Below are 15,252 nucleotides of genomic sequence, written 5' to 3'. Positions count from 1 at the left end.
TGTCGATGTCAGCATCATGGACCTTACCATCATGGGAAGGTCAAGGGTATACCCGTGATTCTTTAGCGACACTTCTGAAAATCGTCTTGCGCTTCCCTCCATGGCAAGGTTCACACTACGTCTGTCGCGGCGCCGTGCCGCTAGTCATCCCCTCCAGGAGGTTTCCAGCATGATCCAGTTCCAGGTCGAAGGCATGTCCTGCAACCATTGCGTCGGCGCCATCACGCGTGCCGTGCAGGCTGTCGACCCGGCCGCCAAGGTCAGCGCCGACGTACCGACCCAGGCCGTGCGCGTGGACAGCGGCGCCGACACCCAGGTGCTGCGGCACGCAATCGAAGACGCCGGCTATCCGGTCACGTCGGTGTCGTAAGCGGCAGGCTTGCAGCAAAAAGGGACGCCCCCGGGCGTCCCTTTTTTTACATTGGCCGTGGCGCTGCGCTCAGAAGCGGTAGCCCACGCTCAGGAATGTCACCACCGGGTCGATCTTGATCTTGGTGTGCGAAATGATCGTCACCGGCCCGGCCTGCGTAGTCAGCGTGGCGGTGGTCGACAGCGGCAGGTACGACACCGACAGGCCGACGAACCAGTTGTCGTTGATCGCATAGTTGGCGCCGATGTTAAACACCGGGTTCCACGACGGCTTGGCGCTGGCGGTCATCCTGGCGCCGGGGAGGCCGAACGCACCATCGACGAACTGTTGGTTGGTGATGGTTTCATCGGTAAACCACGTGTAGTTCACACCGATGCCAACATACGGGCGAAACCTGGTCTTGGCGTCAAAGAAGTGGTACTTGACCAGCAGCGCCGGACTCCATTGCTTGACCGAGCCGAGCTTGCCGTACTTGGCATACTCGCCGGTGCCCGTGACGTCATGCTTGGGCGGGATGCCTGCAACCAACTCGCCCGAGATGTTGTCCGTGAAGAAGTGCGTGAACGCCAGGCCAAGGGTGTCGGCGGTCTCGATATCGGCGCCGGTGTTGGCACGGGTCATGTTGACCGGCCGGCCATTGATGCTGTCGACTGTCATCGGGTCGGCGGAGCTGTTCGGCATCACGCGGAACCAGCCCAGGCTGACGATATTGCTGCCGGCCGACTGTGCTTGTGCGGCTCCTGCCAACGCCATGACAGCGCCGGCCGCCAGCATCTTCTTCTTGTAGGTCGATTTCATAGTCCTCTTACTCCACATTCATTTACCGCCACATGCATTATCCGGCTGTGGAGGCGGGACTGTTTCACCGACGATACAGATTCGTAGAGGACGCCCCCTAAAGCAAGGGTTAACCACTAAAAAAACCCGACTGCAAGCGTGCCGAGGCCGGGTAAACGCTGCGTCGGCGCAACGCTTTATGCCGCGCGCCGGAAAAAACCCTGAATGGTGCGAGGGTCTGGTGCTGGCTGTGCAACAGCGCCCACCCAGTCAGGCGCGGCTGGCCAGCACACACGCCGCCAGGTCCCACAGCGCATAGCCCACGCTCTTGAACACCAACGGGCTGCCGCCGCGTGCGCGGATGGCATCCGCCTGCAGGATCGCTGTCTCGAACGGCTGCACGGCGGTCCAGTCGATACCCGCCTGCAGCAGGTCGCCCGCCTCGTCCTCGATGCCGAACAGCGTATCGGCCAGCAGGCGCCGATGGTCCGCGGCGGCATGGCACAGCTGCGGCGGCAGTTCGCACATGTCGGGGCGGAAGGCTCCGACCGCGGCGATGAAGTGGTCATCGCGCCAGAGGCCGCTGTCCAGGTCCGGCAGCACCGGGCTGCGGCTGGACGTGACCGTGACCACCATCGACACGCGCGGCAGCACCGCGGCGACGGTGTCGGCCACTTCGGCCTCGACCCCAAGCGCACGCGCCTGCGCTGCCAGCGCCTCGGCCTTGTCGCGCGTGCGGGACTGCAGCCAGACTTTGCGCACGCCCAGCCCGGCGACGAAGGCCTCCAGGTGCGTCTGCGCCTGCACGCCGGCGCCGACGATCAGCAGTTCGCCGTCGGTGCGCGCGGCGAAGCATTGCGCCGCCAGCAGCGACACCGCCGCGGTGCGCCGGCCGGTCACCGTGGGTCCGTCGAGCATGGCAAGACGCGCGCCGGTATGCGCGTCGGCCACCACCACTTCGCCAAGGATACTGGGCAGCCCCCGCCCCGGATTGCCGGGGTGCACGGTGATGTTCTTGGTCATCACCAGGTTGCCGTTGCGCGCCGGCATCACCAGCAACGTACCCTCGCCGTGTTCCGCATCGCCCACCGGCAGCGCGATGCGCGGCGGCGCCATGGCCGTGCCGTCGCGCAGCTCGGCCAGCATGTCGGCGATGGCGCGCGCCAGTTCGGGATATGGCAGGCGGGCCGCCGTGCTGGCGGCATCGAGGGGAAGCAGTGACATGCGGGCACTCCGGCAAGCAATTCAGGATCCGCCATTATGCGGCGGCCGGTGCCCCTCAGCGCGCGAGCATCGGCATCACATGCTCGGCGTAGCGCGTACCCGACGCTGCACCAGCCGGGAAGATGGCATCGATTTCCGCGAGTTCTGCTGCGTCGAGCCGCACCTCCAGCGCGCCAAGGTTTTCGTCGAGGTTCCCAATGCGGCGGGTCCCGGGAATCGGCACCACCTGCGGGCCGCGCGCCAGCACCCACGCCAGCGCAAGCTGTGCCGGCGTGCAGCCCCTGGCGGCGGCGGCCAGTGCGCGCACCGTGTCGACCAGCGCCAGATTGCGCGCGAAGTTTTCGCCCATGAAACGCGGGTTGGTGCGGCGGAAATCGTCCGCCTCAAAATCCTCCGGGCTGCGGATAGCACCAGTCAGAAAACCGCGCCCCAGCGGGCTGTACGGAACCAGGCCGATACCCAGCCGCTCGCACGTGGCAAGGATGCCGTCGGTATCCACGTCGCGCGTCCACAGCGAGTATTCGCTCTGCAGCGCCGAGACCGGATGCACCTTGTGCGCGCGTTCGATGGTCTGCGCACCGGCCTCCGACAGGCCGATCCAGCGCACCTTGCCAGCCTTCACCAGATCGGCCATGGCGCCGACCGTTTCTTCGACAGGCACCTGCGGATCGATGCGGTGCTGGTAGTACAGGTCGATATGGTCGACGCCCAGCCGCGTCAGGCTGGCCTCGCAGCTCGCGCGCACGTACTCGGGCCGGCCGTTGACGCCACGCGCCGCCGGCTGCGACAGGTCGCGCACGATGCCGAACTTGGTCGCCAGCACGACCTGGTCGCGCCGCCCTGCAATGGCACGGCCCACCAGTTCCTCATTGGTGTGCGGCCCATAGATGTCAGCCGTATCGAGCAGCGTAATGCCTCGGTCGAGCGCATGGTGGATGGTCCGGATCGATTCGGCATCGTCGTGCGCGCCGTAGAAATCGCTCATGCCCATGCAGCCGAGCCCAATGGCGGAGACCCTGGGGCCGTGATTGCCAAGCTGGCGGGTGGGAATCGGGGTGGTGCTTCCGGTCATGCTGACTCCTGTCTGATGGCGTCGCGCGGCGACGAACGCTGGCAAGTATGGACAGTCGACGACCTCGGAACCAGCATGCTACGCTGCATGCATCATGAAGCGTGACTTCACAATCGATGCTGATTCCCTGCCCGCGCTGGCAGCGTTCGTGCGGGTGGCCCGCCATGGCAGCTTTACGGCGGCCGCCACCGCACTGGCCGTCAGTCCATCGGCGATATCGCAGACCATTCGCCAGCTGGAAGCCCGGCTTGGCGTGCGCCTCCTGCAACGCACCACGCGCAGTGTCGGCCTGACCGAAGCCGGCGCGGCACTGCTGGCACGCATCGAGCCAGCGCTGCAGGAAATCGGCGCGGCCACCGACGACATCCGGCAACAGCGCGACACCCCGGTCGGCACCCTGCGCCTGACCACGCCCAACACCGCCGGCGCCATCGTGCTGCGGCCCCTGCTGGCGGCCTTCGTGCGCGCGTATCCGGGCATCTGCGTCGACGTGGTGACCGACGACCGCTTTGCCGACCTCGTCGCCGAAGGCTTCGACGCCGGGCTGCGCCTGGGCGAAGCCCTGCAGCGCGACATGGTGGCGATCCCGGTCACCGGCCCGCTGCGCATGGTGGTCGCCGCCGCGCCCGCCTATCTCGCGCAGCACGGCACGCCGCAGACACCGTCAGACCTGCACGCGCATGCCTGCCTGAAATACCGCTTTGGCCCGCACGGCAGCGTGTACCGCTGGGAATTCGTGGAGGACGGCCGCACTTTCACCGTGGACACGCCCGCAGCGCTGATCGCCAACGACAAGACGCTGCTGCACCAGGCAGCGCTTGACGGCGCGGGGCTGATCCATGAGTTCCCGCAACACATCCAGGCCGCGCTCGACGACGGACGGCTCGTTACCGTACTGGACAACTGGCTGGCGCCGTTCGACGGCTTCTACCTGTACTACCCGGGCCGCGCGCTGATGCCGCCCAAGCTGCGCGCGTTCGTCGATTTCCTCAAGGCGCATGGGCCTGTGTCAGCGGGATCGGCGTCCCGCTGAGGCATCTGGCGCGCGCGCACTTGCGCCGCGCACTTCGATGCCGATGCGGTCCACCACCTTGCCGGCGGCGTCCAGCAATTCCACCTGGTGGCGCCCCGGCCACGGCAGCCATGCCACCTCGGCGCCGCGGCCGAGCGGCTTGCCATCCATGCGCCAGCTCACCATACGCGCGGATTGCCCGGCGACGCCTTCGGCCTGGAACCACACGCGCTGCGACGCGGGCGGCATGTCGGGATCAAGCGCGAACACGGTGCCGTTGGCCGGATTGGCGATCGCCGGTGCGGCGCTGGCCGACGCAGCGGGCTTGCCAACGCTGACGCGCGCGATGGCCGTCCCGGCGAGAAACACCTCCTCCCGCGCGGGCTCGAGGCCATCATCGAAATTCAGGGCCACGCGCTGCACGCCCGCGGGCATCTCCGGCGCGCGGCTGCCTTGCGCGCGGTGCAGCGCTTCCATGACTTCATGCCACACCGGCGCCGCGCCGGAAACCCCGGAAACGTCGCGCATGGCCGCGCCGCTGGCGTTGCCGACCCACACACCCACGGTATAGCGCTGCGACCAGCCGATGCACCAGTTGTCGCGCATGTCCTTGCTGGTGCCGGTCTTGACCGCTGTCCAGAAGCGCGTTGTCAGCGGACTGTCCAGGCCGAAGGTGCGGGCGCGGGCGTGACGGTCGGCGAGGATATCGCCGATCACGTAGCTCGCAGCCGGCTGCATGACCGCAACGGGCGCAGCAACAGGCGCGCCTTCGCGCAGTTGCGGCGGCGCATAGCGTCCGCCGTTGGCGAGCGCACGGTAGGCATTGGTCAACGCCAGCAGCGACACGTCGGCGCTGCCCAGCGCCAGGCTGTAGCCGTAGTAGTCGCCCGCCTCGGTCAGCGGCAGGCCCAGCGCCACCAGCCGCTTGTGGAAGCGGTGCGGAGTCACCATCACCAGCGTGCGCACCGCCGGCACGTTCAGCGATGCCGCCAGCGCCGCCCGCGTGCTGACCCAGCCAGCGTAGCGGTGGTCGTAGTTCTGCGGCACATAAAGTCCGCCGCCCACCGGCAGGTTCACCGGCCGGTCGTCGAGCAGCGACGCCGCGGTCAGGCGCCGTTCCTCCAGCGCCTGCGCGTACAGGAAGGGCTTGAGCGTCGAGCCGGCCTGCCGCAGCGCGGCGGCGTGGTCGACCTGCGCGGCCGACGACAGCGCGCCGGACGATCCTACATAGGCCAGCACGTCGCCGCTGGCGTTGTCGATCACCACCACCGCGCCATCCTCGACATGGCGCCCGGCCAGCTCGCGCAGGTGCCGGTCGAGGCTTGCCACCGCCACGCGCTGCAGGCGTGCGTCGAGCGTGGATGCCATGCGCGCTGGCATGGGAGCACCCGGCGCCAGCCGCGCGCGCGCCTCACTGACCAGCCGGCGCGCGAGGTGCGGAGCTGGAAGCGAGGCAAGCGGCTGCGCCGTCGCGGGCGCCAGCGCCGTGGCGTTACGCTGCGCCACCGGCCCGGTGCGCAGCAGCGCCAGTTGCGCGTAGCCCTCCAGCCCTTCGCATTGGCGCGGCAGCCGCATTTCGCGCAGGATGCCGCAGGCCCGGCGCGCCACCTGCACGGCCGGCGCATTGGGCGCCCGCACCAGCGCCACCGCCAGCGCCGATTCGCGCGCATCGAGCCCTTCGGGGTACTTGCCGAACAGCACCTGCGACATCGCCGACAGCCCGACCAGTTCGCCGCGGAACGGCACCAGGTTCAGATACGCCTCGAGGATCTGATCCTTGCTCCAGCTGCGCTCCAGCATCGCCGCGCCCGCGGCCTGGCCGACCTTCTGCGTGAAGCTGCGCCCCTGCGCCGCCGCGCCGGGCCGGCGCAGGTCGTCATCCAGCAGTCCGGCCAGCTGCATGGTCAGCGTCGAGGCACCGCGCGTGCGCGTATTCCACAGGTTGGCCCACGCCGCCGCGGCCACACCCTGCCAGTCGACGCCGCTATGCGCATAGAAGCGCCTGTCTTCCGACAGCACGATGGCCGTGCGCAATGCCGGCGAAGTCTGCGCCAGCGTGACCCAGTCGCCGCGGCGCGCGCGGAAGTCGTCGCGTACCCGACCGACCACATCGCCGTGGCGGTCCAGCACGACCACGTCGGCGCTGCGCCAGTCGTCGCGCACCTGCGCGAAGGCCGGCAACGCGGCGGCGTGGCCGCTCCACAGCAGCGGCAGCAGCGGCAACAGCGGCAACAGCGCCAGCCGGGCCAGTCGAGCGCCGCCCCGCTTCATGAGTATCATGACCCAGACCGTCCCGACACGATGCCCGCCACCAGCAGCACCTGCGCCGCGGCATAGGTCCACCAGATGCCCAGCGCGAAGGTCTCGAACGGCACCAGGAAACGCGCGATGCCGATCATCATGTCCGATGCGGCAAAGCACAGCGCGCCCAGCGCCGCCAGCGGCGTCGGCAGCCGCGCCACCAGCGCGCTGCACGCCATCGCCGCAAGCACGCCCACGTACAGCGACACCGGCACCGCCAGCGTGCCGAGATTGGGCCAGAAGCGGCCCAGCATGGTCCCGGCCACGCCGAGCATGGCGCCGCATGCGATCAGCCGGTGCGGCCGCAGGTCGCCGGCCAGCGGCACCAGCAGCCGCAGGTACGCAAGGTGCGCGAGCAGGAAGGCACCCAGCCCGCCCACGAACGAATACGACAGCGCTGGCACCGCCAGCAGAAAGTCGCCGATGGCCGAACATACCAGCGCGGTCACCAGCCAGCGCCGTTCCGGCAGCGGCCGGTGGAACCACGCGGCACGCGCCAGCAGCAGCGCCATCGCCGTCTTCCACAACGGCTGCATGGCGATCTGCCCGGTCAATGGCGTGCCTTCGGGCAACTCCATCGCCACCTGCACCAGCAACGCGCCATAGATCACGCCCGCCAGCGCGCCCGCGAGCCACCACTCGCGCACCCGCGCCGGCATGCTCAGCGCGATCCAGCTCATGGGCGCGCCCCGACCACCAGCCGCGCGTTCGGCGCCACGCCGAACACGTCGGGTGCGTACATCGCCTCGACGCGCGACGGCGGCAGCGAGAACTCGCCGGCGTTGTTCAGGCGCACCGTGTACTCGACCGACACCGTGCCCTTGGGCAGGTAGCCGAAGTACTCGCGATACGCCTGCGGCGTGCGTTCGGTGTAGGCCGGCCAGGCCACGCCCTTGCGCCGCTCGCCGCGCGTGGCGATCTGCGAATCGCGGCCCAGGCCGCTGCCGAGGATGGTGGCACCGGCGGGCACCGGGTCGCTGACCACCACCCAGGTCATGTCGGCCTGCGCATCGATCTCGAGCTTGACGCGGTACACGTCGCCGCGCGACCACTTGCCGGGCACCGCCTGCTCCTGCGGCGTCACGGTGCGCTTGATGCGGTAGCCCGCGGCCAGCGGCGCCGTGACCGGCACTGCGGCGAGCGCCTGTACCGTCGCCCACGGATGGCCCGCGCCTGTGTGCTCGACCTGCAGCGAGCCGCCGTCCGCGCCTGCCGGCCACGGCAGGTCGACACTGCCCTGCGCCACGCCGTCGGTGCGCTGCGCGCGCGCCCAGTCGAAGCTGCGCGTGGCATCGGCGGCGTTGCTCACGGAGACGCGCGTGCTGCCCGCCACCGGCGTCTTCTCGAACACCTGCGCAAAGCGCGTCACCGCCAGCATGCCCCACGCGTTGGCGGTGGTCGTGCCCCAGGCGCCACGGACCTGCCGGCCGATCAGGCCGGTGGCCAGCTGCGGCGCGTCTTCTTTCCAGCCTGGCAGTTCAGCGGCCAGCGTCAGCAGCCGCGCGGCGTTGGCATCGCCGCCGGCCATCATCCACCACCAGTTGTCGTTGCGCTCGGTGGAGAATGCCAGCCGCGTGCCCTGCACCGTCAGGCGCGAGCGCAGCAGTTGCTGCGCCTCGGCCAGTCGCTGCTCGCGCTGCGGGATATCGGCCATGCGCGTCAGCAGCAGCGTCCAGTCGAGCAGCGCCGAGGTCGGCCATTGCGCCGGCAGGATCTGGATCGCATCCAGCATGCGCGCCTGCGCGTGGCCGGTGCGCGACAGCGCTTCGAGCGCGGCCAGCTTGCGCACCTCCAGGTACTGCGTGCCGCCCGCGGGCGACCAGCTGTCGCGGCGGATGCGGCCTTCGACGAAGTCGGTCAGTCCGCGCTCCATCTGCGCGCGCTGCGCGTCGGGAATGCGCAGCGCCAACCCGGCGCGCGCGGCCTCGTCGGTCACGGCCAGCAGGTAGGCGGTCAGCACCTCGCTGCCGTAGTCGCTATCCGAAGCCAGAGGGAAATACGCAACCAGCCCGTTGGCATCGAGGTACGACGGCAACTGCGTCATCAGCGCCTCCCACGCGGCCGTGTCATTCAGGCCGATCGCCTTCGACGCACGCTGCTCCAGGCAGGTGAACGGATAGTTGCGGAACCATTCGCGCACCCCCGGCATGCCGCCCGCCAGCGACGACTGGAAGTTCACCTGCAGCCCGCCGCGCACCTTGCCGGCAGGATCCGCCAGCGCGCCCGGCGGCGCCTTGACCGGCACCGACAGCGACGGCGCCACCTGCGCCAGCGTGGCCTGCTGCACCGTCACTGGCACCGCGGGAACGATCTGCTGCGAGACCTTGATGCGGTCGCCGGCATTGCCGCCGCCCTGCTCGCTCGCCTGCACTTCCCACATCACGGTGCCGCTGCGCGCATACGCCAGCAGCGTGGGCGCGGTCACGTCCCAGCCGATCTCGCGCGCCTCACCCGCCGGAATCTGCACGGTCTGCGCCGGCAGCGTGCCATCGTTACCGAGCAGCGTGGCGCGCGCGCTCGCCTGCACCGTCATGGCGCGCTTCGTGGTATTGCGCAGCGTGAACATGGCGCGGTAGCGGTCGTCCTCGCGCACCAGCAGCGGCAGGCCCGAGATCACCTGCAGGTCCTGCGTAGCGGCAATGGTGGCGCTGCCGGTACCGAAGCGGCCCACGCCCAGGTCTGCCACGGCGACGATGCGGAAGCTGGTCAGCGAATCGTTGAGCGGCACTTCCAGGCTGGCGCGCCCTTCGGCATCGAGCTGCACGCGCGGGTTCCACAGCAGCAGCGTGTCGAACAGCTCGCGCGTCGGGCTCTTGCCGCCGCCACCGCCGGCGGGCACCGCCTTGCGCCCGTAGTGCCGGCGGCCAATGATCTCCATCTGCGCGGTCGACGTTTCCACGCCATAGCCGCGCCGCTGCAGCATGGCGTCAAGCAGGTCCCAGCTGGTGTTGGGCATCAGCTCCAGCAGTGCCTGGTCGACCGCGGCCAGCGCGACTTCGCCATTGGCGGCCGGCTTGCCGTCGGGCAGCCTGACCTGGATCGCCACGCGCGCCTTGCCGCGCACGGGATAGGTGGTCTTGTCGGGGGTCACCGTCACATCGAGCCGATGTCCGGCATTGCCCACCCTGATCTCGGCCAGCCCCAGCCGGAACGCCGGCTTGGACAGGTCAACCAGTGCCGTGGGCGCGGCGTAATCGCGGCCTTCGCTGCGGAAGGCGCGCCACCACTCGCCGGGCTGGCGCCAGCCCCAGGTAAAGAACGAATACCACGGCACTTCATGCAATCGCCCGCGCAGTGCCAGCACCGAGACGTAGACATTGGGCCCCCACTCCGGCCTGACCTGCACGCGCACCGTGGGATCGCTGCCATGCAGCCCGACCACCTGGGTCTGGTAGATACCCTCGCGCTCCACCGCCACCAGCGCGGTGGCGTGGCGGAACGGCATGCGCACCTGGAACACCGCGGTGTCTCCCGGCGCGTAGGACTTCTTCTCCGGCAACAGGTCGATGCGGTCATGGTTTTCGCCGCCGAACCACAGTTCGCCCTGGCGCGTGACCCACACCGTCGAAGCGGCCTGCGCGGTGCGTCCCTCCTTGTCGCGCGCGCTTGCCACCAGTTCGACCTGGCCGGCATGCTCCAGCGCTACCTCGCAGCGCGCGCGGCCGTGCGCATCGGTCCGGGTCTCGCACACGGTGCCGAGCTCGCGCGTCTCGGTACGGTTGTCATAGCGGTAGAAGCCGCCGACCACGCGCTTGCGCGCCGAGGTGGTGATGCGCGCGCGCGCATTGAGCTGGACCGGGGCATCGGCGACCGGCTTGCCACCCAAGTCCAGCACCACGCCGTGCACCGCCAGCTTCTGCTTCACCGAAACCCAGCCTTCGGAACGGATGCCGACCACCACGCCGGCCGGCCACAGCGGCACGGTCTGGCGCAGCGTCTGGATCTCGCCATTGGGGTCGGCAAAGCCGGCTTCGAGCACCAGGTCGCGCGGCACATCGGTCTTGGGCAGCTTGCGCAGCGTGACGGTGCCGTTGCCGTTCTTGTCGAGTGTCAGCGGCAGCTTGTCGGCCACCAGCTTCTGGCCGTCATCAGGCTGCTCCGAGTCGTCCATCTCCTCATCGCCGCTGGCACTTTCCCGCTGCGGGCGCGGGGGATCGAACGAGAACTCGTCATAGCCGGGGAAGCTGACGCTCTTGTCGCGCAGCAGCGCCGATACGCGCACCGGCAGGCCGGCCGCGCCGCCGCCCGACAGGTAGTGGATTTCCACGCCGACCGGCAGCTCGGCCGGCGCGATCGCGGCGCCGGCCTTGCCGGCCAGCTGCAGCGTGCCGGCAAGCACCGGCAGCCGGAACGCTTCGACGCGGAAGCTGCCGCTGGGATAGGTACGCGAGCCTTCGTTGCGGCCATTCGCGCCCTCACCCTGCTGCGTCTGCTGCGATGGTTGTGTTTCCAGCTCGACGGTATAGACGCCAAGCTTGGCCGCGGGCGGCACCTGGAACGTGCTTTCCGCGCTGCGTCCGCCCGTGGCGGTCTGGCGCCACTGCAGCGGCAGCTCGTAGGTCTGGCCGCTGCCGTCGTGTCGGATCACCACGCGCGTCGGCAGCGGGCGGCTGGCCGGCGGCAAGGCAAAGCCCTGCGCGGTCTCGGCGCGGATCAGGTGCTTCATCGACACGGTCTCGCCGGCGCGCAGCAAGGTACGGTCGAAGATGGTATGCGCGCGCACCGTCGGCGCGGTGCTGGTGTCGGTGGGCACATTGAAGCGCCAGGCCTCGATGCCGCGGTTCCAGTCCGACATCACGAAGGCCATGTCGGCCTTGCCGCGCGCCTGCGGGTGTCCCGCGGCGATGCGCGCCGATACGAAGTAGCCGGACAGGCCGTTCTGGTCGCAATTCGATTCCGGCACGGCGTCCAGTCTGGCGAAGCGCACCACGCCGCTGGCGTCGGTGCGGCCCTCGCCCAGCAGGCGCCCGCCGCAGTCGCGCACCGCGACGGCAGCGTCGGCCACCGGCTTGCCGTCGTCGAGCGCCGTGACCCACGCCAGGCCGCTGCGGCTGCCGTCGTCCTCGTTGCCCAGGCTGCGGCCCAGCTTGAAATGCACGCCCAGGTTGGTCACCAGCGCAGCGGTGCGCACGTACATCGGCGCGCGCTTGCCGAGCAGCGCCTCGCCCAGCATCGGCGAAGCGATCTCGACCACGTGGAAGCCCGGCTCGGACAGCGGGATGCCGACCACCTCGAACGGCCGCGGGCCGTCGCCCGATGGTTTGGGTACGGCCAGCTTCTGCACGCCGGGCGCGCGCTCGAGCAACGACACCGAGCGCGTTTCGATCGACACCGCATTGCGCGGGTTGTTGACGCGGTAAGGCGAGCGGCCCGCCAGCACCGCGTCGAGCTCGCCGCGGGTATAGCTGGACTCATGCATGCGGCGCACCAGGCCCAGCCATTGCATCACCGCGGCATCGTCGTCCACGCGCAGTTTCATCACCGTGCCCGCACGCGCCTGGATGCCGCGCACGGCGAGATCGGCCTCGACGTTGCGCAGCGTCACCGGCAACAGCGGCGGATAGTCGGCCGGCGACTTGCCGCGCGGCAGTTCGCCGAAACGCTCCACCACGCCGAACGGCGCGGCGGCGAACTTGGCCAGCGGCGGCATGGACGCGGTAGCGACCTTCAGCGGGAACAGGTCCGCATTGGACAGCGTGCGGCCGCTGTCGTCCTTCAGGTCCTTTGGTACCTCGATGATGAAACTTGCCTTCTCGGCGAACGGCGCGGCAAAGGTCAGCGCGCTGACGCTGGCATCCGGCGCCATATCGGGATCGAACTGCGGCGCGCGCCGGCCGGACGGCGTCTTCAGCAGCACCTGCTCGGCCTGCTTGCGCGGCACCGGGGCCGAGAACGTGACCGACATCGGCCGCAGCGGCGTGCACGGCGATTGCGCGTGCTCGCGCTCGCAGCTGAAGCTGGCGGTAAAGGGTTCGCGCACGGTGTAGTCGAAGCGGCGCTCGTCGCGCGTGGCCATCCCCGACGGCGTGGCGATGCCCGCGCCCAGCACCAGCTGCACCCGCGCCGCGGCCGGCAGCCGCTGCTGGCAGGCAAGCAGATGCACGGCGTCTGGCACCGGCTTGGCGAGTTTGGTCCAGTGGATCGCTTCGAGCAGTTCGTCGCGTTCCTTGCCGGCGAGCAGCCGCACCGGGATACGCTCGCCCAGCCCCTGCGCCTGGCACCAGGCGTGCTCGCGCACCGATGCTGGCGTGGCCGGGCCGTTGAAGCGCAGCGCGAAGACCTGGTCTTCCCCGATCTCGCCGCCGGACGGCCGGCTGGCGATCACGGTCGGGCCGCCGGTCTCGAAGCGGTATTCCGGCTTGCCGGCATAGGCGGTGCCGGCGACGCTTTTCAGCCCGGCGCGCATGCGCACGCTGCAGCGCACACCGGGCGGCAGGTCATTGGTGAAGTCGTAGACCCAGTTTTTGGCATCCACCCAGCGAGCCTGGCCGCTGGTGCTGGCGCCGGTGCAGGACACGGCGGCGGGCGCGGCGGCCTGCACATCGCCCATCGGCACCATGGCCTCGTCGAAGCGGATCGCCACCTGCCTGACCTGCCCCACCGTGCCTTCCGGCGAAAAGCGGGTGACCTGGGCGGCCCCGGCAGGCTGGACGCCGGCGAGCAGCGCGAGCGCGGCGCCCAGCGCCAATGCCGCGGCGCATGACGCGCGCGCCGGCTGCTTCCTGCCAAGGTCCCGATCGGCTCCGGCGACGATTCCCTTCATCCTGCCATCCTCCCTTTTCCGCCACTTTGTGGCACCCGGCGAGGGTGACACGCACGCCACAGGAGTGCAAGACCGGCGCGCAATCCTGCAAGGCGCCCCGGGAAAACATGCAACGCGGATTCAGCGCCGGCTCAGCGCAGGTGCGACAGCGGCAGCGCCCCCTCGCACTTGATCGCGGTCAGCACGATATTGGAGCGCACGCTCTCCACGCCGGGCACCCGCATCAGCCGCTTCATGGTGAATTCCGCCAGCCTGGGCAGGTCCGGCACGACCACGCGGATCAGGTAATCGGCCTCGCCCGCCACCGAATAGCACTCCTGCACCTCTTCCAGCAGCAGGATTTCCTCGCGGAAGCGCTCGACGATGGTGTCGCCGTGGTGCGCCAGCTTGACGCTGATAAAGACCAGCACGCCAAGCCCCAAGGCCTGGGTCGACAGGCTGACGCGATAGCCGGTGATGACACCGTCGGCTTCCAGCCGCGCCAGGCGGCGCCCGACCTGGCTGGGCGACAGGTGCACGCGTTCCGCCAGCTGCTGATGGGTGGAGCGGCCATCCGCCTGCAGCGCTGCCAGCAGGGCCAGGTCGAAAGGATCGAGAGAGACGCTTTGGGCAGTCATACACAAATTCCGCATTGAGTCATCGCATGACGCACGTTACATGCACGATCAATCCAGGACAAGCCGATTTTGCGGCGTATATGCGGCATGCCCTCACTAAACTACGCAGTAAATCCGCATCCCGAGCTGCCGCGCCGCAGCGACCACGCATAACAGGAGACACAAACCCATGTCCGCACCCGCCATGGCCGCCACTGAAGCCCCCGCCGCCTTCCAGGGCACCCTCACCGACAAGCTGCGGGAACAGTTCGACGCAGGCCTGCTGTCCGGCCAGTCGCTGCGCCCCGACTTCACCATCGAGCAGCCGGTGCACCGCTACACCAGCACCGACCACGCCATCTGGCGCAAGCTGTACGAGCGCCAGGCGTCGATGTTGCAGGGGCGGGTCAGCGACGAATTCCTGCAAGGGCTGGCCACGCTGGGCATGGAAAAGGACCGCGTGCCGGATTTCGGCCAGCTCAACGAGACCCTGATGCGCGCCACCGGCTGGCAGGTGGTCGCCGTGCCCGGCCTGGTGCCGGACGAGGTGTTCTTCGAGCACCTGGCCAACCGCCGTTTCCCGGCCAGCTGGTGGATGCGCAAGCCCGAGCAGCTGGACTACCTGCAGGAGCCGGACTGCTTCCACGATGTGTTCGGCCACGTGCCGCTGCTGATCAACCCGGTGTTCGCCGACTACATGGAGGCCTACGGCAAGGGCGGCCTGAAGGCGGCCGGCATGGGCGCGCTCGACATGCTGTCACGCCTGTACTGGTACACGGTGGAGTTCGGCCTGATCCGCACCGAGCAAGGGCTGCGCATCTACGGCGCGGGCATCGTGTCGAGCCAGGGCGAATCGGTCTACAGCCTGGATTCGGCCAGCCCCAACCGGATCGGCTTCGACGTGCGCCGCATCATGCGCACGCGCTACCGCATCGACACCTTCCAGAAGACCTACTTCGTGATCGACAGCTTCGAGCAGCTGTTCGACGCGACCCGCCCGGACTTCGCCCCGCTGTACCAGGAACTGCGCGCGCAGCCCACGCTGGGCGCGGGCGACGTGGCACCGGGCGACCAGGTGATCAACGTCGGCACCCGCGAAGGCTGGGCCGACACGGACGACATCTGAGTCCGAGGGCA

The 15,252-nt window shown here is 69.3% G+C and carries 10 protein-coding genes; 3 read left to right on the top strand and 7 right to left on the bottom strand.

Annotated features, from left to right (window positions below; all coding sequences use genetic code 11):
- Positions 1-169: 169 nt before the first annotated feature.
- Complete coding sequence (locus J8I34_RS07765; protein WP_029046497.1) at positions 170-370, top strand: heavy-metal-associated domain-containing protein; 201 nt, start codon at positions 170-172, stop codon at positions 368-370.
- 69 nt (positions 371-439) lie between these two features.
- On the opposite strand, the gene J8I34_RS07760 is transcribed toward J8I34_RS07765, so the two are convergent.
- The 3 genes from J8I34_RS07760 to J8I34_RS07750 form a co-directional block, all read right to left on the bottom strand.
- Positions 440-1,168, bottom strand: a complete 729-nt coding sequence (locus J8I34_RS07760) for an OmpW/AlkL family protein (RefSeq protein WP_209773784.1) — start codon at positions 1,166-1,168, stop codon at positions 440-442.
- A 249-nt stretch (positions 1,169-1,417) separates the two neighbouring features.
- The gene (locus tag J8I34_RS07755; RefSeq protein WP_209805762.1) at positions 1,418-2,371 is read right to left on the bottom strand and encodes a delta(1)-pyrroline-2-carboxylate reductase family protein; all 954 of its coding nucleotides are present in this window, start codon (positions 2,369-2,371) and stop codon (positions 1,418-1,420) included.
- Between the two features lie 55 nt (positions 2,372-2,426).
- Entirely contained in the window at positions 2,427-3,443 is a 1,017-nt protein-coding gene (locus J8I34_RS07750) for an aldo/keto reductase (RefSeq protein WP_209805761.1), read from the bottom strand.
- A 94-nt stretch (positions 3,444-3,537) separates the two neighbouring features.
- On the opposite strand from J8I34_RS07750, the gene J8I34_RS07745 reads away from it, so the two are divergent.
- Entirely contained in the window at positions 3,538-4,476 is a 939-nt protein-coding gene (locus J8I34_RS07745; RefSeq protein ID WP_209805760.1) for a LysR family transcriptional regulator, read from the top strand.
- On the opposite strand, the gene pbpC is transcribed toward J8I34_RS07745, so the two are convergent.
- From pbpC to J8I34_RS07725, 4 genes are all read right to left on the bottom strand, one after another.
- Entirely contained in the window at positions 4,453-6,726 is a 2,274-nt protein-coding gene (pbpC, locus tag J8I34_RS07740; protein ID WP_209805777.1) for a penicillin-binding protein 1C, read from the bottom strand. The two genes, J8I34_RS07745 and pbpC, sit on opposite strands and share 24 nt — an antisense overlap.
- Positions 6,727-6,731: 5 nt before the next feature.
- On the bottom strand, positions 6,732-7,436 hold the full coding sequence (locus J8I34_RS07735) for a lysoplasmalogenase (RefSeq protein WP_209773792.1): 705 nt from the start codon (positions 7,434-7,436) through the stop codon (positions 6,732-6,734).
- Entirely contained in the window at positions 7,433-13,519 is a 6,087-nt protein-coding gene (locus J8I34_RS07730) for an alpha-2-macroglobulin family protein (protein ID WP_209805759.1), read from the bottom strand. Before J8I34_RS07730 ends, J8I34_RS07735 begins: the two co-directional genes overlap by 4 nt.
- Before the next feature lie 131 nt (positions 13,520-13,650).
- Entirely contained in the window at positions 13,651-14,136 is a 486-nt protein-coding gene (locus tag J8I34_RS07725; RefSeq protein WP_209805758.1) for an Lrp/AsnC family transcriptional regulator, read from the bottom strand.
- A 169-nt stretch (positions 14,137-14,305) separates the two neighbouring features.
- Between J8I34_RS07725 and phhA the strand changes: the two genes are divergently transcribed.
- Entirely contained in the window at positions 14,306-15,241 is a 936-nt protein-coding gene (phhA, locus tag J8I34_RS07720) for a phenylalanine 4-monooxygenase (RefSeq protein ID WP_029046490.1), read from the top strand.
- The last annotated feature ends 11 nt before the right edge of the window (positions 15,242-15,252 follow it).

It is taken from the genome of Cupriavidus phytohabitans, assembly GCF_017815025.1.
Taxonomy (GTDB): Bacteria; Pseudomonadota; Gammaproteobacteria; order Burkholderiales; family Burkholderiaceae; genus Cupriavidus.
Note: the sequence above shows the minus strand (reverse complement) of the source record. Positions and strands in the feature narration are given on the sequence as shown.